The organism is Vibrio sp. VPAP30 (genome assembly GCF_001188205.1).
GTDB classification, from domain to species: Bacteria; Pseudomonadota; Gammaproteobacteria; order Enterobacterales; family Vibrionaceae; genus Vibrio; species Vibrio bivalvicida.
The window spans coordinates 138,897-161,424 of sequence record NZ_LBLS01000043.1; the positions used below are offsets into that span (position 1 = coordinate 138,897).

The 22,528-nt window shown below is 45.2% G+C and carries 18 protein-coding genes and 1 pseudogene; 11 read left to right on the plus strand and 8 right to left on the minus strand.

What is annotated here, in order from left to right; all coding sequences use genetic code 11:
• Nucleotides 1–84 precede the first annotated feature (84 nt).
• From ZX61_RS20945 to ZX61_RS20955, 3 genes are all read left to right on the plus strand, one after another.
• A complete protein-coding gene (locus ZX61_RS20945; RefSeq protein WP_049846525.1) occupies nt 85–951 on the plus strand; it encodes a metal-dependent hydrolase in 867 nt (288 codons plus the stop codon).
• A gap of 316 nt (nt 952–1,267) precedes the next feature.
• Complete coding sequence (locus tag ZX61_RS20950) at nt 1,268–2,296, plus strand: sensor domain-containing diguanylate cyclase (RefSeq protein ID WP_049846526.1); 1,029 nt, start codon at nt 1,268–1,270, stop codon at nt 2,294–2,296.
• 37 nt (nt 2,297–2,333) lie between these two features.
• The gene (locus tag ZX61_RS20955; protein ID WP_049846527.1) at nt 2,334–2,555 is read left to right on the plus strand and encodes a zinc ribbon domain-containing protein; all 222 of its coding nucleotides are present in this window, start codon (nt 2,334–2,336) and stop codon (nt 2,553–2,555) included.
• A gap of 4 nt (nt 2,556–2,559) precedes the next feature.
• Here ZX61_RS20955 and xseA read toward each other — a convergent pair whose 3' ends face one another.
• Nucleotides 2,560–3,891, minus strand: a complete 1,332-nt coding sequence (gene xseA, locus ZX61_RS20960; RefSeq protein ID WP_049846528.1) for an exodeoxyribonuclease VII large subunit — start codon at nt 3,889–3,891, stop codon at nt 2,560–2,562.
• Nucleotides 3,892–4,123: 232 nt separating this feature from the next.
• Here xseA and guaB point away from each other — a divergent pair, with 232 nt between their 5' ends.
• From guaB to ZX61_RS20980, 4 genes are all read left to right on the plus strand, one after another.
• Nucleotides 4,124–5,587 (plus strand): IMP dehydrogenase, encoded by a 1,464-nt coding sequence (gene guaB, locus ZX61_RS20965; RefSeq protein WP_049846529.1) that lies wholly within the window; start codon nt 4,124–4,126, stop codon nt 5,585–5,587.
• Nucleotides 5,588–5,703: 116 nt separating this feature from the next.
• Complete coding sequence (guaA, locus tag ZX61_RS20970; protein ID WP_049846530.1) at nt 5,704–7,257, plus strand: glutamine-hydrolyzing GMP synthase; 1,554 nt, start codon at nt 5,704–5,706, stop codon at nt 7,255–7,257.
• Between the two features lie 293 nt (nt 7,258–7,550).
• A complete protein-coding gene (locus ZX61_RS20975; RefSeq protein WP_049846531.1) occupies nt 7,551–9,239 on the plus strand; it encodes a chitinase in 1,689 nt (562 codons plus the stop codon).
• 239 nt (nt 9,240–9,478) lie between these two features.
• Nucleotides 9,479–10,075, plus strand: a complete 597-nt coding sequence (locus ZX61_RS20980) for an acetate uptake transporter (protein WP_049846532.1) — start codon at nt 9,479–9,481, stop codon at nt 10,073–10,075.
• Between the two features lie 166 nt (nt 10,076–10,241).
• On the opposite strand, the gene ZX61_RS20985 is transcribed toward ZX61_RS20980, so the two are convergent.
• Entirely contained in the window at nt 10,242–11,780 is a 1,539-nt protein-coding gene (locus ZX61_RS20985) for an alanine/glycine:cation symporter family protein (protein WP_049846533.1), read from the minus strand.
• 306 nt (nt 11,781–12,086) lie between these two features.
• Entirely contained in the window at nt 12,087–13,337 is a 1,251-nt protein-coding gene (locus ZX61_RS20990) for a D-amino acid dehydrogenase (protein ID WP_049846534.1), read from the minus strand.
• 104 nt (nt 13,338–13,441) lie between these two features.
• On the opposite strand from ZX61_RS20990, the gene ZX61_RS20995 reads away from it, so the two are divergent.
• A complete protein-coding gene (locus ZX61_RS20995) occupies nt 13,442–14,347 on the plus strand; it encodes a LysR substrate-binding domain-containing protein (protein WP_049846535.1) in 906 nt (301 codons plus the stop codon).
• Nucleotides 14,348–14,477: 130 nt separating this feature from the next.
• Nucleotides 14,478–15,455 (plus strand): ion channel, encoded by a 978-nt coding sequence (locus ZX61_RS21000; protein WP_049846536.1) that lies wholly within the window; start codon nt 14,478–14,480, stop codon nt 15,453–15,455.
• Between the two features lie 9 nt (nt 15,456–15,464).
• Here the strand turns inward: ZX61_RS21000 and ZX61_RS21005 are convergent, their stop codons facing one another.
• Together ZX61_RS21005 and ZX61_RS21010 are read right to left on the minus strand one after the other, a co-directional pair.
• Nucleotides 15,465–16,004, minus strand: coding sequence for a hypothetical protein (locus ZX61_RS21005; RefSeq protein ID WP_049846537.1), 540 nt, complete (start codon nt 16,002–16,004; stop codon nt 15,465–15,467).
• Between the two features lie 148 nt (nt 16,005–16,152).
• Nucleotides 16,153–16,878, minus strand: coding sequence for a DUF3581 domain-containing protein (locus ZX61_RS21010; protein WP_049846538.1), 726 nt, complete (start codon nt 16,876–16,878; stop codon nt 16,153–16,155).
• 232 nt (nt 16,879–17,110) lie between these two features.
• On the opposite strand from ZX61_RS21010, the gene ZX61_RS21015 reads away from it, so the two are divergent.
• Nucleotides 17,111–18,379 carry an O-acetylhomoserine aminocarboxypropyltransferase/cysteine synthase family protein gene (locus ZX61_RS21015; RefSeq protein WP_049846539.1) on the plus strand — a complete coding sequence of 423 codons (1,269 nt, stop codon included), beginning with the start codon at nt 17,111–17,113 and terminating at the stop codon, nt 18,377–18,379.
• Between the two features lie 189 nt (nt 18,380–18,568).
• Here the strand turns inward: ZX61_RS21015 and ZX61_RS21020 are convergent, their stop codons facing one another.
• The 3 genes and pseudogenes from ZX61_RS21020 to ZX61_RS21030 form a co-directional block, all read right to left on the minus strand.
• On the minus strand, nt 18,569–19,852 hold the full coding sequence (locus ZX61_RS21020; RefSeq protein WP_049846540.1) for a hemolysin family protein: 1,284 nt from the start codon (nt 19,850–19,852) through the stop codon (nt 18,569–18,571).
• 111 nt (nt 19,853–19,963) lie between these two features.
• Nucleotides 19,964–21,285: pseudogene (locus ZX61_RS21025) on the minus strand (MBL fold metallo-hydrolase RNA specificity domain-containing protein).
• A 135-nt stretch (nt 21,286–21,420) separates the two neighbouring features.
• Entirely contained in the window at nt 21,421–22,191 is a 771-nt protein-coding gene (locus ZX61_RS21030) for a 1-acylglycerol-3-phosphate O-acyltransferase (protein ID WP_049846541.1), read from the minus strand.
• 168 nt (nt 22,192–22,359) lie between these two features.
• Here ZX61_RS21030 and ZX61_RS24265 point away from each other — a divergent pair, with 168 nt between their 5' ends.
• Nucleotides 22,360–22,512, plus strand: coding sequence for a hypothetical protein (locus tag ZX61_RS24265; RefSeq protein WP_160316789.1), 153 nt, complete (start codon nt 22,360–22,362; stop codon nt 22,510–22,512).
• Nucleotides 22,513–22,528 lie beyond the last annotated feature (16 nt).

Sequence of the window (22,528 nt, forward strand, 5' to 3'; positions counted from 1 at the left end):
TGCCTAACATCAAATAGGAAAGATCGATTTCGATAAAAGCGCCTAGTTCTCTTGGCGCTTTTTTTATATTGGAAGAATAAATAGATGCAAATTACACCAACCATTACCCAATTTTGTCACCAAACTTGGCAGTTAGAAGCCAGTATTCAACTTATCAAGCAGGGGGAAGGGCATCTGTATGTGGTGACAGATGTTAGTCCTTTTCATCCCGTGAGCCATATTTGGCCAGATCATCCGGCGGACAAAGGCCATATTAATGATATCCCTGTGCTGGATTGCCAAGTCGGCGCGGTTGAGTTGAACAGTGGCGAACTATACGTTGGCAAAGCTATTCCTGTGAAACGTGATGAGCCTGGTTGGGCATTTGTGGTTGTTCACTGCATTGCAGCGGCTGGTTCTGACTTCAAAGTAGGGCAAAGCGTGCATTTAACTGTTGATAAAGAGTTTCAGTTAGCACTAAGTCGAGGACATAGTGCAGGTCATTTGGCCTATCTTGCCCTTAATAAGGTCCTGACTGAACAAGGCTATTGGCGTAAAGATGCTGATCGCAAAGACTCTCACGGAAACTATGATTTTAACAGTTATGCGCAAGTGAGCAGTTTTGTCACCCCAGATAAGTGCTTAGATACTTATCGTTTAGGAAAAACACTGCGCAAACGAGGTTTAAATAGCGCTGATGTGCTTGCAGATTTAAGTCATATTGAGCAGCTAGTTAACGTGCAGATGATCAAGTGGTTAGAGTTGAAATCTGATATCAAAGTTGAGTGTCATGGTGAGGCTTTGACAGATTCTCGCTATTGGCAATGTGACTTAGAAGAGGCGCAAACCGCAGTAATTCCATGTGGTGGCACGCATGCGAGTTCGTTAAGCGATTACCGTATTATTGAAGTGCTTTTGCGGCTTGTAGATGAACAAAATATTGAAATGCATACTGATGTAATATCAATATAGTGAATCCTGATCTTTTTATTAAATTCTAAATATTGTTTTTTTAAGTAGAATATTGAAGTTTTATTCTGGCACAAATTCAAATGCAGCACATGTAACTTATGCTTTCGGTGTGTGGTTATATAAATGTTCTTTTTATGGCAGATCGCTGATCAAATTGGATTTTGCCGACGATCAGACTTGGATCTTTTATCATGTTAACGGTTTTTATTGGGTATATTAATCAAGCGCAGCTATTAATGAGGTTACGATCGGGTTAAAAGCAATTTCTTTATGCTACTTTGTGAAGTGCAAATAAAACAAATAAAGAATCAGCCTTATGAGTCACCTTGAACTTCTCAATGCTCACAGAGAAGTAAATAAGTTGCTTGCTAAATTAGCTTTGGGAATGGGTAAAGAAGAACTCAACAGAAGAGTAGTTAACCTATCTGAGACCTGGTTTGGTGAGCGCAGAACTTCTATTCTTCGCTTAGAGCCGAAAACAAAAACGCTATATTTGGAGTACGCACCAAGCTTACCTCAGGTATATAACGATGCGGTAGAAGGCATCGAGATTGGTCCAAATGTAGGATCTTGTGGTGCGGCCGCTTTTCATAAGAAAACGGTTGTTGTAGAGGATATTAATCAGCATTCTAACTGGGTGCCTTTCACCGACTTAGCGCATCAAGCAAACCTACGTGCTTGTTGGTCTGTCCCTATTTTGTCAAGCGAACAGACTGCAATGGGAACCTTTGCTATTTATAGCTCGGAACCTTCTGCTCCCGCCGAGCATGAGCTGGAAGTGTTAGAAATGCTTGCAGCCCTATATGCTGTTGCTTGGGAAAAGTACCAACTAGAAGATAAGCTCTACTACCAGGCACGTTATGATCCATTGACCAAGTGCTTAAATCGTTTTGCCCTACTGCAGCAAGCTCAAGACTGTCTAAATACTGACTTGAAGTACATTTCTTGCTTTTTCGCGGATATCGATCAATTTAAGTTGATCAATGATCGTTATGGACATGAAGTAGGAGACAAGGTTCTATCGGCTGTAGGTGATCTGCTTAACCGAACTTTCAAAGGTTGTAGTTTAAAAGGGCGCTACGGTGGAGACGAGTTTGTCGTCTTTTCTTTCTCTGATAGTAAAGAAGTTTTCGCCAAGCTCGAGGAGACGTTTAATCGACAGTTGAAAAGTCTTTCTCTATTTGAAGGTTTAACGATTAGTGTCAGTGTTGGTAAATCAGTCTGCGAGGTTAACCGACTTACCTCATTGCAGATTTTGATTAAACAAGCGGATCAGCAGATGTATCGAGTAAAACACAGTCGTAGGCATGATAGAGATCAAGGCAAGCTGATAGCAGAATATTAGAGTGACGGTTAGCGCTTAACTACTATCGAGTACCTTTATGAAAGAAAATGTCTGCCCAGTGTGTGAGGATGAACTAGAGTGGATGGGTAAGTATCATTGCCCGGCTTGTGATGAGAACTACATTAAAGTTGGATTTTGCCCAGACTGTGAAGCTGAGTTAGAAAAGCTACAAGCGTGCGGTGCGGCGAACTACTTTTGTAATAACTGCAATGAGCTAAAATCCAAGTCTCGCATCCGGTTTGAGTTTCAGCCGAGCTAATTATCTAATTGGCTATCGAGCGAATCTCACCATCAGATAAACGGGTGACCAAAGTGTCGCCCGATTTTATTTGTGACGTTTGAGTCACGACGTTACCTTGCGCTGTTTGAGTGATCGAATAACCACGTTTGAGCGTGGCTAGTGGGCTTACTGTCTCAAGCTTTTCCGCTGCCATTGCAAGTTGGTGGCGAGTATTGAGCAGTTTTCGATCCATCGCATCCAATAGCTTTTGCTCCAGTCTTTGTAATGAAGCATTTTGCTCGGCCAGTCGTTTGATTGGAGAATTGAGCTGAATTTTGTGCTGTTGACGTTCAACCTTCTGATTACGCACCGCAATATATTGCCCCATAGCGCGATGTAGTCTAGCTTCGAGTTCATCGAGCTGCTGACTTTGGCGCTGAAGCTGATAGCTAGGGTGTTGCCGCTCTAGACGGTGAAGCAAAGAGGCGATGGTTTTTTTCTGCTCAGCCAAAAAGTAACGCATAGAGCTGCTTAGTTTGTGTTGGCGTGCTAGAAGCGCTTGGTCTTTATGGCTATTGTCTCTACTAACCAGTTCGGCTGCAGCCGACGGAGTAGGAGCACGCATATCCGCCACAAAATCGGCGATAGTGACATCGACTTCATGACCAACCGCGCTGATAATAGGAATCTGACTAGAAGCAATAGTGCGCGCAAGGATCTCGTTGTTAAAACACCACAAATCTTCCAGTGAGCCACCGCCACGGCCAACAATCAAAACATCACATTCATTGCGGCTACTGGCACATCCAATCGCTTGTGCAATTTGAATCGCAGCTTCTTCACCCTGGACCATAGTTGGGTAGATAACCACAGGAAGAGAAGGATCACGACGTTTGAGGACATCGAGGATGTCGAAAAGAGCCGCCCCGGTTTTAGAGGTGATAACCCCCACACATTTTGGATGCTCAGGCAATGGTTTTTTGCTGGTTTGGGCAAATAACCCTTCACCAGCCAGTTTCATCTTTAGTTCTTCAAATTGCTGTTGAAGTCTGCCGTCACCTTCTGGCTGCATGCTTTCAATTATTAGTTGATAGTCGCCACGAGGTTCATAAAGCGATAAACGAGCTTTAACCAAAACTTGATTGCCGTTTTGTGGCTTGAAAGTAACGCGACGATTGTTACCACGGAACATGGCACACTTTACTTGAGCGCGTGAGTCTTTAAGGGTGAGATACCAGTGACCTGAAACAGGCGCAGAAAAGTTAGAGATTTCTCCAACTAACCAAATAATGCCCATTTCATTTTCTAACAACAAGCGGACTTCAGCATTAAGACGAGATACGGTGAAGATGTTTTGATTGGTCAGAGAAGACACAGCTAATTCCGTAGGCGTGGGTATGGAAGTTAGCGGCAATATAATACATAGCAAGGGGGTAAATGCAAGAAAAAAATCAAAAAAACTAGTGGTCAAGCGATTGCGTTAGCCGTATAATCCGTCCGCAATATCTAATCCAAATGCAGCCTAGCATCTCTGCTTACTGCCCTCATTATGCGAAACGATGAGATTGGATTGTTCTTTTTACTCCTCTAATTGTGAGATATTGCAAATGCTAAGAATTGCCAAAGAAGCGCTGACATTCGATGACGTACTACTTGTGCCAGCACACTCCACTGTTCTCCCAAACACAGCTGATCTTCGCACTCAGCTAACTAAGAACATCACCCTAAACATCCCAATGATTTCGGCGTCTATGGACACCGTTACTGAAGCGCGCCTAGCAATTGCACTAGCGCAAGAGGGTGGCATTGGCTTTATCCACAAGAACATGTCGATTGAGCAGCAAGCAGAAATGGTTCATCAGGTTAAGATTTACGAAGCAGGTGTGGTTTCTCACCCTGTGACAGTTAGCCCTGATGCCACAATTGCTGATGTGGTTGCTCTTACTGAAAAGCATGGTTTTGCAGGTTTCCCTGTAGTGACGGATAACAACGAACTGGTTGGTATCATCACTGGTCGTGACGTTCGTTTCGTAACGGACCTTTCTAAGAAAGTAGAAGTTGTGATGACGCCTAAAGAGCGTCTAGCGGCTGTTAAAGAAGGTGCAACTCGTGAAGAAGTTCAAGAGAAAATGCACGAAGCGCGCGTAGAGAAAGTACTGGTTGTGAATGATGAGTTCCAACTAACCGGTATGATCACAGCAAAAGACTTCCATAAAGCAGAGCGTAAACCAAACGCATGTAAAGACGAGCAAGGTCGCCTACGTGTAGGTGCAGCCGTTGGCGCAGGCGCGGGTAACGAAGAACGCGTTAAAGCTCTAGTAGAAGCAGGCGTAGACGTTCTACTTATCGACTCTTCACACGGTCACTCTGAAGGTGTTCTAAACCGTATTCGCGAAACTCGCGCGGCATACCCAGATCTAGACATCATTGGCGGTAACGTAGCAACAGGTGCAGGCGCTAAGGCTCTGATCGAAGCTGGCGTAAGCGCAGTGAAAGTGGGTATTGGCCCTGGTTCTATCTGTACAACTCGTATCGTTACTGGTGTTGGTGTACCTCAAGTTACCGCTATTGCAGACGCAGCAGAAGTTGCTGGCGAGTACGGCATTCCTGTTATCGCTGACGGCGGTATTCGTTTCTCAGGTGATATCTGTAAAGCAATTGTAGCGGGCGCATCTGTTGTGATGGTTGGCTCTATGTTTGCCGGTACAGAAGAAGCACCAGGTGAAGTGATTCTATACAATGGTCGTTCATACAAAGCATACCGTGGTATGGGTTCACTAGGCGCTATGTCTCAAGGCTCTTCTGACCGTTACTTCCAGTCAGATAACGCAGCAGACAAGCTAGTACCAGAAGGTATCGAAGGTCGTATCGCATACAAAGGCCGCCTAAAAGAGATCGTTCACCAACAGATGGGTGGTCTACGTTCAAGCATGGGTCTTACAGGCAGTGCAACGGTTGAAGATATGCGTACTAAAGCTGAATTTGTACGTATCTCTGGCGCTGGCATGAAAGAGTCTCATGTACACGACGTTCAAATTACGAAAGAGGCTCCAAACTACCGTCTAGGCTAATCCTAATTCGATTAGTATAAACCTGACGGAAACGTTTGCTTTTTTCCTTGAAGCATTAATAAGAGGCGAGTAAACTCGCCTCCGTTTTAATAACCTAGCTTATAAGACTGCTCAAAATGACTAAAAATATCCATGACCAACGTATTCTGATCTTGGACTTCGGTTCTCAGTACACTCAACTTGTCGCGCGCCGCGTCCGTGAAATCGGCGTTTACTGTGAACTTTGGAGCTGGGATGTAGAAGAAGCGGATATTCGTGAATTCAACCCAGATGGCATCATCCTATCTGGTGGCCCTGAAAGTGTTACCGAGGACAACTCTCCTCGCGCTCCTCAATATGTATTTGACTCAGGTGTTCCAGTATTTGGTGTATGTTACGGCATGCAAACAATGGCTGAGCAGCTAGGTGGCAAAGTTGCCGGCTCTACTGAGCGTGAGTTTGGATACGCTCAAGTTAAAGTTTCTGGTGAATCGGCACTATTTAAAGATCTTGAAGCGACTCAAGACGTTTGGATGAGCCACGGTGACAAAGTAGTAGAAATTCCAGCAGATTTTGTCAAAGTTGGTGAGACCGAGACTTGTCCTTACGCTGCAATGGCGAATGAAGAAAAGAAATACTACGGTGTTCAGTTTCACCCAGAAGTAACGCACACTAAACAAGGACTGCAGATGCTAGAGAACTTTGTTCTTGGCGTATGTGGCTGTGAGCGTCTATGGACTTCTGAATCAATCATCGAAGATGCGGTTGCACGTATCAAAGAGCAGGTTGGTGATGATGAAGTTATCCTAGGTCTATCTGGCGGTGTTGATTCATCAGTAGTAGCGATGCTAGTTCACCGTGCAATCGGTGACAGATTAACCTGTGTATTTGTTGATAATGGTCTACTTCGCCTTAACGAAGGTCAGCAAGTTATGGATATGTTTGGTGATCAGTTTGGTCTTAACATTATCAAAGTTGACGCAGAAGAACGTTTCTTAGCTGCGCTTGAAGGCAAGTCTGATCCAGAAGAGAAGCGTAAGACTATCGGTCACGTATTTGTTGACGTATTCGACGAAGAGTCTAAGAAGCTTAAGAACGCTAAATGGTTAGCGCAGGGTACTATCTACCCAGACGTAATCGAATCTGCAGCATCTAAGACGGGTAAAGCGCACGTAATCAAATCACACCACAATGTGGGCGGTCTTCCAGATGATATGGAAATGGGCCTTGTTGAGCCATTACGTGAGCTGTTTAAAGACGAAGTACGTAAGATTGGCCTAGAGCTTGGCTTACCTTACAATATGCTTTACCGCCACCCGTTCCCTGGCCCTGGTCTTGGTGTTCGCGTACTTGGCGAAATCAAGAAAGAATACTGTGACTTACTACGCCGTGCTGATGCTATCTTTATTGAAGAGTTACATACTGCTGACCTATACAACAAAGTATCTCAAGCGTTCACGGTATTCCTACCTGTACGCTCTGTAGGTGTAATGGGCGATGGCCGCAAGTACGACTGGGTTGTATCGCTACGTGCGGTAGAAACTATCGACTTTATGACGGCGCATTGGGCACACTTACCATATGACTTCCTAGGCAAGGTTTCTAATCGCATTATCAACGAAGTAGATGGCATTTCTCGCGTGGTATACGACATTTCAGGTAAACCACCAGCAACAATTGAGTGGGAATAATTTTCCTGTTTGAATAGATTAACTAAGCCAGTCATCGGACTGGCTTTTTTTATACCACAAGATAATTAACGTTATTTCCTGTGTTTTTACCAAACGATGTTTCTATTAATTGAGACGTTTCTAGAACATTCGTTTTTTGAACCTACTAGACAGTTTTTATTAGTACGATAGTTTCAGATTCCGTTGCAACTTAAGAGTGACTCGCAACTTGACCTTAACGCAACATACTAGCCGTGAAGTTAGTGGCTGAGTTTTCTAGTCTTTGTTCAGAAATTCACTTAAGGACTTGTCTGATGAAGAAAACAAGCTACCTCGCAGCACTAGCCATGCTATCTGCGGCACCTACATCTTGGGCGACGATGAACATCCAGCCCGATCCTCAAAATCCTACTGGTTATGTCGTTTCACGTGCTGATATCCAAGCAGCAGAGAGTCAGCAGACGGCGGATCCTATGTATCACATATGGTCTCAAGCGTTACGAACGGCGCCAAACGCAGTGGTTGAAGCGATTGATTCGGGGTTAGCAACCAACCCTGGTAACGTAAAAAGAGCAGAGCGAGTATTTCCAAGAGCAGAGTGGGACTTTCTTACCCATATGGCTGCTCCAGAATACACCTATACGCGTTTCTTACGTGCTATTGGTAAGTTCCCTGCATTTTGTGCTGAGTACACCGATGGTCGCGACTCCGATGCAATCTGCAAACGTTCAATTGTGACCGCTTTTGCTCATTTTGCTCAAGAAACTGGTGGGCATATAGCGAAAGATAATATCTCTGACAACCCATTAGCTTTAGAAGAGTGGCAACAAGCACTAGTGCATGTACGCGAAATGGGCTGGTCTGAAGGTCAGGAAGGCTATACCACAGGTTGTGGGCAGAATGATTGGCAAAACAAAAAGTGGCCTTGTGCTACTGGGCAGGGCTATTTTGGCCGAGGTGCCAAGCAGCTTTCTTACCACTTTAACTATGGCGCATTCTCTGAAGCCATGTTTGATGGTGATGCGTCAGTGCTGCTCAACAATCCAGGTTTAGTGGCAGACTCTTGGTTAAACCTAGCTTCTGCTATTTGGTTCTTCCTCACACCACAAGCACCCAAGCCGGCAATGCTCCATGTCATTGATAAAACATGGTCGCCTTCTCAGCGTGAAGTTGACGCAGGAATTGGTTACGGTTTTGGTACCACGATTAACATCATCAACGGTGGGATTGAATGTGGTGAGCAAAACAAAAACAAAGGGCAGCCCGTTAACCGTATTCGTTACTGGGAGGGGTTATCGGCACACTACCAGATCCCCATCGAGTCGGATGAAAAGAACACATGTTGGCAGCAAACTCCATATGGCAGTTTAAACCTCAATGGTGCAACCGATGTGCTATACACTAACTGGGATGGGAACTGGAAATACTATGCAGACAGACCGGGGGGGTACTCCTTCGAGTGTGAGCTGGTTGGCTTCCAAACCGCTTATTCAGCTCTTGTTCCGGGAGATTACGAGAAGTGTGTGACGAATTTCTATGGTTCGCATGCGAGCTGGCCTGAAGTCCGTGTGGTTGAAAAGTTAGACCCTGTCGATCCTGATCCCGATAACGGCACAGGATGGAGCGCAACTAAGGTGTACAACGCTGGTGATAAAGCGACCTATAAAGGGGCGACATACAAGGCTAAATGGTGGACACGAGGAGATGAGCCTAGCTTAGGTGGCCCATGGGAGTTAGTGGCAGGTACGACTGAACCGACACCAAACCCTACTCCTGACCCAGCACCAACCCCAGATCCTGAGCCAACTCCAACACCTGATCCGGAACCGACCCCAAGCCCAGATCCAAATACATTTATTCAGTGGCTACCGGGTGTTTCTCAAGTCGCGGATGGCGATAAAGTGACATACAACGGTAAGTGCTTTGTCGCTAAAAATGGTCCTGGAGTATGGGAATCTCCGACACAATCTAACTGGTTCTGGGATGAAATCTCTTGCCAGTAAGTCATAGCTCGTTAATTGAGTAGCAAAACAGCCTTAAGATGTTTCTTAAGGCTGTTTTTTATTGCGAGATATTATCCGCATTTCGTGTCTTTTATATGTCTTATCGGCTCAAATACGGTCAAAGTTTCGATTTGGTGATTTTCGCAACCTTAGATTGCGATTCCGTACACTATCTTTTTTGTTGAACGACACTAAAATTTGCGCGTAATTTTTATTAACTTTTTTGAAAGGTGCGCAAAATGTCAACAAAACTGGCAAACCCGGCTCCACTGGGCCTAATGGGTTTCGGTATGACAACCATCCTGCTAAACATCCACAACGCAGGTTTTTTCCCTGTTGATTCTATGATCCTAGCAATGGGTATTTTCTATGGTGGTCTTAGCCAAGTTCTTGTCGGCATGATGTGTTTCAAACGTGGTGATACCTTTGGTACTACGGCGTTTACCTCTTACGGTCTGTTTTGGCTAACGCTAGTAGGTTTGATCGTAATGCCATACATGGGCCTACCAGCAAGCCCTGCTCACTTTATGGGCTGGTACTTAGCTCTATGGGGTATCTTTACTGGCTTTATGTTTATCGGCTCACTGTGTTACCCAGTCGCGAAACAGGTTGTGTTTGGTTCTCTGACTGTGCTGTTCTTCCTACTAGCAGCGCGTGATTTCACAGGTAGCCAGTTCATCGGTACTATTGCGGGTATTGAAGGTATTTTCTGTGGCGCGAGCGCGATCTACTTTGCAATGGCACAAGTACTGAACAACGAATATGGCCGTACTATCTTGCCAATTGGTGAGAAAAAGCCAGCAGTAGAAATGCCTCTAGAGCAGGTAGCGGCATAATTAAAAGAATTTAGTTGATGATGTGCCTGAAACAGCGTCGACTAAAACTAAATGAGTGAGTAGTCATTTAATTTAGTGCATTTTTGGGAACAATAAGACGAAAGGGGTTAGCCATTGGCTAACCCCTTTTTTTACCACTGCTTTTTATTTTTATAGCATGTTGCTATTAGGTTGAAGGTTGTTCAACCGGTTTGGACTCTGGTTCAGCCGTTGGCTGTTTGCCAGTTTTACGGCGGTACTTATCTTCCCAGTAATCAGCACCTTTGATGCCTAGTTTCACAGGGTTGAATGTGTACTCTTCAACACCTTGTTTTTGTTGCTCTTCGTAATCGTTGAGAGCTTTCAAAGCAGGCTTAGCCATGAAGAAGATGATCAGGATACCAACGATGTTTAGCCACGCCATTAGACCTACACCGACGTCACCCATTGCCCATGCAAGGTTTGCTGTCTTAACTGTACCGTAGAACACTACTGCAATTAATGCCACTTTTAGTAGGAACATCAGGCCATTAACTTTGATGTGGCGACGAATGTAAGCCACGTTGGTTTCGGCGATGTAGTAGTAAGCTAGAATCGTCGTAAACGCGAAGAAGAACAGTGCAATTGCGATGAATGGTTTACCAATGCCTGGTAATGCACTTTCAATTGCCATCTGTGTAAATACCGGGCCGTTTGCTGCGATGTCAGCGGCAACGTTTTGTACTAGGAAGCCTTCAGCGCCATGCACATTGTATGCACCAGTGATGATGATCATAAATGCGGTTGCTGAACATACTAGTAGTGTATCAATGTAGATAGAGAAAGACTGTACTAGGCCTTGCTGTGCAGGGTGGTCAACGCTCGCTGCTGCTGCTGCGTGAGGACCAGTACCTTGACCGGCTTCGTTTGAGTAAACACCACGTTTAACACCCCAACCGATAGCTGCACCAACACCTGCCATCGGCGTAAATGCATCGCCAATAATCATAGAGAATACGCGTGGTACTTCACCGATGTTGAGAAGGATGATGATGAAGGCTGTCACAATGTAAGCAAGCGCCATGAAAGGAACAACAATCTGCGTGAAGTTAGCAATACGTTTAACGCCACCGAAGATGATAAACGCTAGGATGACTGAAATCAGCGTACCTGTGAAGATCTTCGCAAAGCTGAATGTACCGATAGCTGTTTCAATCATTTCACCAGAACCGAATGCTGCTTCAACCGCATTACCGATACTGTTTGACTGAACGCCAGGTAGCAGGAAGCCACAAGCAAAGATAGTCGCGATTGCGAAGATCCATGCGTACCAAGTTTGACCCATTGCTTTTTCAATGTAGTAAGCCGGACCACCACGGAACTGACCGTCGTCTTCTTCCTTGTAGATCTGTGCCAGTGTTGACTCTGCGTACGCTGTTGCTGCACCAAAGAAGGCCACAACCCACATCCAGAATACCGCACCTGGACCACCAAAACCGATAGCCGCCGCAACACCTGCAATGTTACCTGTACCCACACGACCAGATAGCGAAACCGCTAGTGCTTGGAATGATGAGATACCCTTAGTAGAACTTTTCCCTGAAAGAAGTAAACGCCACATTTCACTAAAGTGACGAACTTGAACAAATCGAGTCATGATCGAATAGAACAAACCAGCGCCTAGGCAAAGATAAATCAGTACCGGGCTCCAGATTATTCCGTTCAGAAAATCAACTAATGACTGCATAAGTATTTTCCCTGTTTTGTTTTGTAGTGGTTGTTTTCTGAACAGGATATTACCCTTTCTGTAATGTAATTGTTAATTTATTTATTTGTTAGTGTTAATTAGCGTGACCCAAAACACAAAGTGCTAAAAAATTGTTAAATGGTAGCGATTGATTATTTACTGAGCTTCAATTGGAACGCTATATGGTCGATTGGGGAGGTTTGTTGGTGGTTTATACATGAGGCAAATAACCCAATTACGTTGCTATATATTTTGTTAATAGAACGTAAATGAGTTAATTGTGTTGATGCGAAAAGTGCGGTTTAACTAGGCATACCTCTCCATGCTGAGCTCCGAAAGAGACTTTTGACCGTTTGATGCCATCAACTCAGCTAAGATATCGGCTGAGCCACACGCCATCGTCCAGCCTAATGTTCCATGCCCGGTATTGGTGAATAAATTGCTGTACTTTGTCTGGCCTATGATTGGTGTTCCATCTGGTGTCATCGGGCGGAACCCTGTCCAGTATTCGGCTTGAGTAAAATCGACGCCTTGCGGGAACAAATTACTGACAACGTGATTTAGTGTCGCAAGGCGTTTATCAGGCAAGGCAGGATCAAACCCTGCTAGCTCTGCCGTTCCCGCGACTCGAATTCGTTGCTCAAAACGGGTCAGAGCGACTTTATAGGTTTCATCCATGATGGTAGACGTAGGAGCTTGATGTTCGTTGATCACAGGCAATGTCAGTGAGTAGCCTTTCACTGGGTAGACGGGAATATCAATGCCGAGTGGATTCAACAAAGCTTTTGAATAACTGCCCAACGCCACTACAAAATGATCACCATGCAGCGTGCCTTGGGTAGTTTTAACCGCCACCACCTTGTTGTTTTCAGCAAGCAAGGCATCTATATCGGTATTAAAGACAAATTCAACTCCGGCTTTTTGAGCCATTTTCTGAAGTTGCTGACAGAACAAGTAGCAATCGCCCGTTTCATCATTTGGCAGGTAAAGCCCACCGACTAACTCGCCTTGCATATTCGCAAGTCCAGGCTCTTGGTTCAGGCATTGTTTAGCATCGAGTAGCTGAAATTGTGTCCTACTCTCTTCTAGCAGCGTCATGTCTTTTTCTACGGCTTTAAGCTGGGCTGACGTGCGGAATATTTGCAGCGTGCCTTGAGTACGTCCTTGGTAATCGAGCTCAAACTGTTGGTTTAATGCGGCTAAACACTCACGGCTACGATTGGCGATGGTAAGCATGCGAGATTTGTTGACGCGGTATTTATCCAACTGGCAATTGCCGAGCATTTGGCTCGCCCAGTAGAGCAATTCAGGACTGAGGGAGGGCTTAATTTTCAGCGGGGCATGTTGTTCAAATAGCCACTTAATAGCTTTAGTAGGAATGCCGGGCGCTGCCCAAGGCGAAGAGTAACCATATGAGATTTGACCTGCATTGGCAAAGCTAGTTTCTTCTCCCGCTTTAGCTTGTCTGTCTATCACAGTGACATCGAATCCAGCTTGATTTAAGTACCAAGCACTGGTTAATCCGATGACCCCACTCCCTAAAACAATCACCTTCACGAACGCTACTCACAGTTTGAAATTTTGCTAAGGATGAATAATTTACATCTGCTTAACAATCGATAAGAATTGATACTAGGTTTTAGTTTTTCTAAAGGCTTAATATGAAATCTACCTTGCTGCATGGGGTGAACTTAATCTGCATTGTTGCTCGCCATCAGAGCCTAACAAGCGCAGCTAAAGAGCTGAACCTTACACTCGGGGCTGTCAGCCAACAACTTCAGCAAATTGAACAACGGTTAGGGTTTAGTGTATTTGAACGTCATGCTCGTGGAATACGTCTAACAGATCAGGGTAAGAAACTGGTTGATGCTACGAGTCACCACTTTGCTGCTATTGAAGAGAACGTTTTTCAATTAACACAAGTTTCTGAGCGCAAGCAGATTCGCCTCAAACTAACGCCTTCTTTTGCCTTTAAATGGCTGGTTCCAAGGCTAGAAAACTTCCACAAACTATATCCTGATATACAGATCCACACTTTTGCCGAGGGAGCCTTGGTCGATAGTGATAAGCGTAATTTCGATATTGCAATTGATTACGGGTCTTTGCCTTATAAGCACTCAGAAGCCGAGTTATTAATGGAAGAAATGCTCATCCCTGTGATGAGCCGAGAGTATTTTTCTGTCCATTCCAAGCTGGTGGAAGGTAGCAGCGCATGGGAAGGAGTGACTTTACTCCATGACGTAATGCCTTGGCAGGGAGCCGAGAAAGACTATGAGTGGTTGTATTGGGCTTCACAACAGCAACTCGATTTCGCAACCAACCGAGGACACTTTTTTAACCGTACCGATATGGCAATGTCGGCTGCAGAGGCCGGAGTTGGAATCGCCCTCGCAAGAGTTGCTTTACTGGGAGATGAGATCGAGCAGGGAAAGTTGGTTGCGCCTTTTACTGCAATTGAAGCCAATGCGGGTTATTTTGTTCTTACTCATATCGATGATCCATACACCAGATTGTTCAAACAATGGTTAAGAGAGCAGGTGAAGGGTAACAAAAACTTTCCCAGCTAACTCAGCGACTAAGAAATAGTCATATTAATTAAATTATAAATAACAATGGCGAGCCCATATGCACCCACTACACTTAATATTGTGTCTAGCTTGGCCTTTGCCGAGATAGATAATGTTAGGGGCAGCGCATATGGAATCTCACCAAGGCCAATGCAGCTATCAAAATCCAGATGGCTGGTGCTGCGATCAACCGTGTGGGGAGTCAGGATTGTGTTACTGGCATGACCCAAAAGTCGATAAAAGCAAAGACAATATAAAAGACAAGGTTGAACGATGGGCCGCAGCAGGTAAACCTTTAGACGGATTTCAGTTGGCAAGAACAAACCTCGAAGACCTTGATTTAGTAAACCGAGGCTGTAAAGAAGGTTATCAATGTCGAGATGTGGATTTTTATCGAGCAAATTTAACGGAGGCTCATTTTTTTGGCTTAGATTTACGTGGCTCATCTTTGATGAAGGCTAAGTTAATTGGTGCAAATCTACACTGCGCCAAACTAGACAACTGTAACTTACTCGGTGCTGAACTTTCTCGTGCCAAGCTTGAAAATATCGAGTGGGGAGGGTGTCTTAAGCAAGAGTTGGAAGCGAAAAAAGCGCTGAGGCAGCGTGATCGTAAGAGATCAGTCATGCTATGCCAAGAGGCTGAAGAGGTGTGCCGCAATATTCGTAAGCAGTGTGAGAAGCAAGGGCTGTTTGAAATGGCGGGAGACTTCTTTAAGCGCGAGATGCGTTATCGGCGTTATCAAATGCCACTTCTGAGTGTAAAAAGGATGATCTCCAAGTTGGTAGATGTCTTTTGTGGCTACGGAGAAGATCCAATTCGCGTAGTAGGCTTTTCTATCTTTTTGATTTTGGTCTGTGCATTGGCTTACTTCTTTTTGGATACCACCGGAGCCCACCCTATTTACGAGGGAGTCACTGGGTGGAAGTTCTATGTACTTGAGTTCTTCAACTCGCTTTATTTTAGCGTAGTGACATTTACTACATTGGGGTACGGCGATATATCGCCCGTCGGCTTGGCACGCTTTATAGCGGCCTGCGAAGCTTTCTTAGGCAGCTTTACCATGGCGCTGTTTGTGGTGGTGTTCGTTAAGAAGATGACTCGTTAATGCAAAGCGCTATTCTGCCTTGATGTCACTTTTTAACCAGTCACTGAGGATGATTTGATCGTCTTTGTACTGGTTAGAAAAGTGCTCAATCAGAGCAGCAAGGTGCTCGCCCGTGTCACACATGGTGTCGGCAACTAAATCTTCAGAGACGGTAATCGCGCCGCCTTGAGGGGTAGCATTTGTGGCTATCTGCACAGGGACAATAAACTTCGACTTACTTTCAAGATGGCACTCTTTTAGTCGCCTAGCTTGCTGGTGGATATTGGCTTTTAACTCTTCAGTATAGTTTTGGTTAACAAGGTCAATGGCGACTGGGAACACCAAACCGCGATAAAGAATAACAACCTCGATACCCAAATTAGAATCTGCTTGCGACAAACCCAAAACAATATCGCCCGCTAAATGAGGCAGTAGATTGAATTGCTGTTTAAGTAGGTCAATTTTTGTCTGCCAGTCTGAAATCGAGTGTGAAAGCTGCGCGCAGATGTCTGAGTTTTCAGATTGGAAAAAATCGAGAATGGAAGCGAAATATTGGGCGTGTAACGTCATCTTGGTTTATTGGCAAATAAGCGAAAAGCAGAGGCTAACCAAGATAGTAGAGTGAGGCTAGCGAGTTAGCTGAATTGTTTGAACTTAGTGTCGCGGAAAACAAAAAGGGTCACCAGATGGCAACCCTTTATGCTGGAACTCTTGCTGATTAAGCGGCGTTGGCAAACTCGGCTAAGAAGCAATCTTTACGCGCGTTAAAGCGCTCTACTAGGTCGTCAACCGCTTCTTGATTATAAGGTTTTAAGCCGCTTGCCACCATGCGCTTAATCCCTTTACCGACCACTTCGCCATCTTCCTTAAAGCTGAAGTTTAGTGTTACAAGACCGCGCTTGCCTTCAACGTCAAAGGTAGCACCAGCGAATTCAACTTCAGGATGAGTCAGGTCAAGGCGATCAAATTCAACTTCCATACTTTCATAAATCACCAATGGACGCTGGCAGTTGATCATCATCTGTGCTTCTTCCATCAGTGGAACCATGATGTGCGGGAAATTCATGCCAGAGAACTGAACATAGCTCGTAACTACGTGCTCGATAAATGCAGCATCGCGGCTTACTTCACCTTCGTGAGACATGTGTAAGTATTCCTTCGCATTGTCATCGACTAGCGCACTTTCTTTCTCACATTTGTTCTCAATCGATAGCGAAATCCCATCGTTAACCATACCTGAGAAATCAAAGCGCATTTTCTGGCTAATGCCTTCTTTGCTTAGCAATACAGCAAATAGCAGATCGCCAGGTACACAGAAGCGTTTGTTATCTTCGTCGTGGATAGGGTTAAAGTCGCCCGCTACCTTTTTAGCAAAGTGGCTTGCTTGCTGGCGAGTGAACTGGAACTGATTGTTATCTTGTGAAAAATACGGTGACAGAAACATACTTTTATTCATGTGGCTATAACTGCCGCGCAGTATACATGAAGCTATGCAATTAAATGGTCTATCCAGATGATCTTGACCAAAGCTTAACCTTAGCACACAAGGCAATATTAAAAGTAAGGCGACTCTGAATGTGAATGAATCCACATATTTGCGTAAATAATGAACAAGTTAATGCTGATTACTGATATGACAATACACAAAATTTACGTTAATCACGCAAGGAAGGCACATGAAAGACGAAACGCTCTCGATCCACTTTGGTTATGAAACCGACCCAACCACAAAATCAGTTGCGACACCAATCTATCAAACGGTCGCTTATGAGTTTGACAATGCTCAGCATGGCGCCGATTTGTTTAACTTAGAAGTCCCGGGCAATATTTATACGCGCATCATGAATCCAACTAATGACGTGTTGGAAAAACGCATGGCAGCTTTGGAAGGCGGGATTGCCGGTCTTGTTGTGAGTGCGGGTAGCGCGGCAATCAACTATGCGATCCTGACACTGGCTCAGACAGGCGATAATATCGTTTCGACGCCTCAGCTATACGGTGGCACCTATACCTTGTTTGCGCACATGTTGCCAAGCCAAGGGATTAACGTGAAATTCGCTAAAGATGATAAGCCCGAGAGCCTTGCCGAGTTGATCGATGAAAATACCAAAGCAGTGTACTGCGAAAGTATTGGTAACCCTGCTGGTAACATCATTGATTTGGAGCGAGTGGCCGAGCTTGCTCATGCTCAAGGTGTTCCGGTTATTGTTGATAATACCGTTGCAACGCCTGCGCTTTGTAAGCCCATTGAGTTTGGTGCCGATATTGTGCTGCACTCGCTAACCAAATACGTTGGCGGTCATGGCACCACGTTAGGCGGTATTATTATCGACTCTGGCAAATTTCCGTGGGCACAGCATAAAGACCGTTTTCCTGTGTTTAATCAACCGGAGCCGTCGTACCACGGTGTAGTTTATACAGAAGCTTTCGGTGAAGCAGCGTTTATTGGTCGTGCGCGTACTGTGCCACTGCGTAATACGGGTTCAGCCTTATCTCCAATGAATGCCTTTATGCTAATGCAAGGGCTAGAGACATTATCTCTGCGAATGGAGCGTCATACTGAGAACGCAATGAAAGTTGCCGAGTACTTACAGCAGCACGACAAAGTCAGTTGGGTGAGCTACGCAGGTTTGCCAAGCTCTGAGTTTTACCCACTGGCAGAAAAGTACATGAAGGGTAAACCATCTGCGATTTTGTCTTTCGGTCTAAAAGAGGGTTACAACGCAGGTGTTCGTTTCTATGATGCGCTGCAGATCTTTAAACGTTTGGTCAACATTGGTGATGCGAAATCACTGGCTTGTCACCCAGCCTCGACCACACACCGCCAGTTAAGTGAAGCGGAGCAGAAACAAGCAGGAGTATCACCTGAGATGATTCGTTTATCCGTAGGTATCGAACATATCGATGATATTCTTGCTGACTTGGAGCAGGCGCTTAGGGCCTAGAGAGAACGGGCTTCGCCCTGCGAGAAACGAGAACGGACTGCGTCCTATAGAACGCTACGCTCCGAGATGAAAGCACTAAAGGTTGACGTTGTACGTCAGCCTATAGAATTGTCTCGTTTCTCGTTTCTCGTTTCTCGTTTCTCGTTTCTCGTTTCTCGTTTCTCGTTTCTCGTTTCTCGTTTCTCGTTTCTAATCTCTTTCCGTTCTTAAACTCACCCGAACCTGCAATATTCGGTTGTTCTGTACTTTTAGAATCTCAAACTGCCATTCTTGATAAGCAATCACTTCACTTTCTGCAGGGACTCGGCCGATTAGCCAGGTTAGAAAGCCATTGAGGGTTTGGAAGCCTTCACTTGTTTCCCCCTCAATGACGCTGATATTTAAACGGCGTTTTAGCTCACTTAGTGGGATCAGAGCATCCATCCACCAGCTACCATCTTGATGTTGTCTCGCCCAAGTGTGCTGTGGGGCCAAGCCTAACTCTCCGGCGACAGATTCTAGAATATCGTAGTGCGTCACCAATCCTTGGATGTCTCCATATTCATCGACGATAAAAGCCATCTCACAGTTGTTTTGCTGCATTTGATTGAGCAAAGGTAAGCCTTTCATTGACTCAGGGAAGTAAAGTGGCTTTCTGACCAAGCGAGCGATTTTTTCAATCGAAAGTGACTCATATTGGTCGAGCAGCACCTTAGATGAAATTGTGCCGATGATATTGTCTAAGCTTCCATGACAGACTGGCCAAACCGAATGCTGAGTATGACGTATTTGCACTAGGCATGACTCTATCGGCTGCTCGATGTCGAGGTAATCCATATCGCAGCGCGGGGTCATCAAAGAGGTCACTAGGCGATCATTCAAATGCAGAATATTACGGATCATCTGCTGCTCTTGAGGCTCAATCGCCCCCGATTCTGAACCTTCACTCACTACCGCAAAGATATCTTCCTCTGTGACTTGCTCGCTATCATCACCTTGTTGGCGAAACAGTTTGAGAAGTGCATCGGTTGATGTGCTCAGCAATAACACAAAGGGTGTGGTCACTATTGCCAGCCAATGAATAGGATAGGCGACAATAATGGCAATTCTCTCGGCATTACGCTGAGCAAAACGTTTAGGCACCAGCTCACCAACCACAATCGCGAAGTAAGTGATTAACACAACGACGCTTGCGGTTGCGACGATAGAAGCCAATTCGGCATCAAGTCCTTGTCGTGTAAGCCACAGAGCAAAAGGTGTAGAGAGGGTTGCTTCACCGAAAATACCACTCAAAATACCAATCGCGGTAATACCAATTTGGATGGTTGATAAAAAGCGGGTTGGGTTGTTTTTTAGCTCAAGAGCGAGCTGCGCTGAAGACTGAGTTTGAGCGAGCGCTTTTAATCGGCTCGACTTCGCAGCCACAAGCGCCAGTTCTGACATGGCGAACAGGCCATTAAGGGTGATAAGCCCCACCAGTATGAATATGTCCATAGAGAATTCCAGCGAGAAACACTTGTTCAGAATAGCGTCTCTTTAACTGAAAAGATATGAGCGCAGTGGCGAATAGTATTTGTGGTTTCGATTACGATTATTGATGTCAAACTATTGGTTAACGTGATAACCAAGATCGTGAAGCTCACGAGCAAACTTGTCCTGAGTTTCGGGCTCGCCATGAATTAAGTGAACCTGTTTCGGTTTGTCGGCAATGCCATTGATAAAGCGCAGAAGATCGTGTTTATCAGCATGGGCAGAGTAGCCCGACATGGTATGAACTTGCGCTTTAACCTCTATCTCTTCACCATCAATTTCTACTTCCATTGCGCCTGTTTGTATTTCTCGACCCAATGTCCCTTGCGCTTGGTAACCTGCCAAAAGTATATCGGTGTTCTCTAGCGGCAGCAGCGCTTTGAGGTAGTCCATAATACGCCCCCCCTGACACATACCAGAAGCGGCGACCACTATTGCGGGCTCTTGGGTCGATTGCAGACGATTGACCAAACGCTGGTGGGTCCGATGATCTTCGACCGTAATGCATTGCTCAAAAGCCAATGGGTGACGGTGCAGTTCTAATCGTTGTTTGGCTTCTTGCCCCCACAACTGTTTGAAATGGCGATAGGAACGAGTGACACGCTGAGCCATTGGCGAGTCGAGAATTATAGGGATAGAAACATCTATTTGTTGGTGGTGGATGAGCTGCTCAATATCGAACAATAATTCCTGAGTGCGCCCAACACTAAACGCAGGAATCAAGATCGCTCCTCCATCTTCAAGAGAGCGTTCTATGATGGCTTTCAGTCTTTCTGCTCGAGTTTTTATATCGTCGTGATTCTTATCACCATAGGTGGTTTCAATCAACAGATAGTCGGCACGTTCGGGTGATCTCGGATCGGGCAGAAGAGGGGTATTGCTTGGGCCTAAATCGCCAGAAAAGACCACCACCTCTTGATTGGCTAAGCGTACTTCGACAAAGGCAGAGCCGAGTATATGCCCCGCTGGTTGAAAACGTATCGTCATCGAACCAAGGGGGTTAATCTTGTCGAGGCAATGCCAACAATTGTAGTCCAAGGCTTAATCAGGCGACGTACCTTGTTTAACACTCGCTCGGTTTGTTTACGGTCTAAACCGAGTTGTAGCTTTAGGCTATCTTCGAGCATTAACGGGATCAGCTCGGCTGTTGCGGTGGTGCAGTAAATAGGTTGGTTGTAGCCAGTTGCGAGTAACCATGGCAGTCGACCTATGTGGTCAATATGGGCATGGGTAATGACAATCGCGGTCAAGTGAGAGGTTTCAAATTCAATATCCAAAGGCCGAGCATCGGCGCCTTGAAACAGCCCGCAGTCGATAAGAATTGCTTGAGCCTCTGATCTGAGCTCATGGCAAGAGCCAGTAATGGTTTGTTTGCCGCCATGGTGAATGATTTTCATGTTAATTCCTCGCAACCTTTCAAGCTGACTGTGCCGACAAAGCTATTTTACGACAACTAACCCACTCAAATTTGCGAGGATTGAACACCTTTGGCAGTAAGTTATAGAGTACTCAGTGGTTTATCTGCGACTGAGTTACTCTTTGAGCGTATTATCTTGCGTGTTTACGCTAAAGCTATGCTGCGCTTCGAGAGCCGCCACTTCTTTATCCAGCTCAGCGATTTTAGCTTCCATTAACTGATGACAATGCTCTGCAAGAGCGCGGGCATCACTCAGGCTGTAATTGGTGGTATCAATTGGCTCAAGCATTTCAGTGATTACCACACCATTGTTGCGGCGGTTAAGGTCAATCTTGTTATGCGTGGTGCTCACCACCATAGGTGTGATTGGTACGCCGGCTTCAATTGCCATACGAAAGGCACCGGTTTTGAACGGTAGCAGTCCTCTCCCTTTGCTGCGGGTACCTTCCGGGTAAGCCCAAACGGACAGATCGCGTTGGTGGATGGCTTCCGCAACTTGCTTAATCGTATCGCGAGCTTTGGACTTATCTTGGCGGTTAATCAAAATATTGCCAGTGATCCAATACAGTTGACCAAAAAATGGTACCCAAAGCAGTTCTTTTTTACCTAATGAAACGGTACGTGGTCTTAGCATTCCCGGTGAGGTAACAAAGTCATACACGCTTTGGTGGTTAGAAATATAGACACTGTTTTTCGGCGTAGGCGCTCGCTCTAGACCGCGTTGAATCAACTTTAAACCAACCAATTTGTGTAGCTGGTTAAACCAACGGCAAAAGAAATACACGTGCCTTGGGTTCCTTGGGCTAAACAGGCAATAAACCATAGCGAAGAGGGTCATAAACACAATATAAATAGCAGCCAATACAAGGCGAAGAATACTTAACAAAACGCGCTCCTTCCGTTATCCAATCCACAGGTATGTGGTCAATCTGGTTTACACAGTTAGAGTTTTAATTCTATTTAACTAAATTGCAACAAGTTTTGCTGGCTCTTGGGGGGTAATCAATTATAAAGCCAATTACTATGCAGTAAGTTCCACTTCGGTAGCAAGGCTATGTCTTCAAGTTATTCTTTTTACAAGCAAAATGCGGAACAACTGTGCGCTCAATATAACAGCATTTCTGATGATTATGTGCATTGTTCATGGCAGCCTTACTGGTCTTTGCCAAATAATAAAGTACTTGATGTAGGTACTGGTAGCGGGTGAGTAGTGAGATCATTAT

Bases quoted from the DNA above. Each gene is read 5' to 3' on its own strand.
- ZX61_RS20945 (WP_049846525.1), top strand. From the start codon at position 85: ATGCAAATTACACCAACCATTACCCAATTTTGTCACCAAACTTGGCAG.
- ZX61_RS20950 (WP_049846526.1), top strand. From the start codon at position 1,268: ATGAGTCACCTTGAACTTCTCAATGCTCACAGAGAAGTAAATAAGTTG.
- ZX61_RS20955 (WP_049846527.1), top strand. From the start codon at position 2,334: ATGAAAGAAAATGTCTGCCCAGTGTGTGAGGATGAACTAGAGTGGATG.
- guaB (WP_049846529.1), top strand. From the start codon at position 4,124: ATGCTAAGAATTGCCAAAGAAGCGCTGACATTCGATGACGTACTACTT.
- guaA (WP_049846530.1), top strand. From the start codon at position 5,704: ATGACTAAAAATATCCATGACCAACGTATTCTGATCTTGGACTTCGGT.
- ZX61_RS20975 (WP_049846531.1), top strand. From the start codon at position 7,551: ATGAAGAAAACAAGCTACCTCGCAGCACTAGCCATGCTATCTGCGGCA.
- ZX61_RS20980 (WP_049846532.1), top strand. From the start codon at position 9,479: ATGTCAACAAAACTGGCAAACCCGGCTCCACTGGGCCTAATGGGTTTC.
- ZX61_RS20985 (WP_049846533.1), bottom strand. From the start codon at position 11,780: ATGCAGTCATTAGTTGATTTTCTGAACGGAATAATCTGGAGCCCGGTA.
- ZX61_RS20995 (WP_049846535.1), top strand. From the start codon at position 13,442: ATGAAATCTACCTTGCTGCATGGGGTGAACTTAATCTGCATTGTTGCT.
- ZX61_RS21000 (WP_049846536.1), top strand. From the start codon at position 14,478: ATGGAATCTCACCAAGGCCAATGCAGCTATCAAAATCCAGATGGCTGG.
- ZX61_RS21005 (WP_049846537.1), bottom strand. From the start codon at position 16,004: ATGACGTTACACGCCCAATATTTCGCTTCCATTCTCGATTTTTTCCAA.
- ZX61_RS21010 (WP_049846538.1), bottom strand. From the start codon at position 16,878: ATGTTTCTGTCACCGTATTTTTCACAAGATAACAATCAGTTCCAGTTC.
- ZX61_RS21015 (WP_049846539.1), top strand. From the start codon at position 17,111: ATGAAAGACGAAACGCTCTCGATCCACTTTGGTTATGAAACCGACCCA.
- ZX61_RS21020 (WP_049846540.1), bottom strand. From the start codon at position 19,852: ATGGACATATTCATACTGGTGGGGCTTATCACCCTTAATGGCCTGTTC.
- ZX61_RS24265 (WP_160316789.1), top strand. From the start codon at position 22,360: ATGTCTTCAAGTTATTCTTTTTACAAGCAAAATGCGGAACAACTGTGC.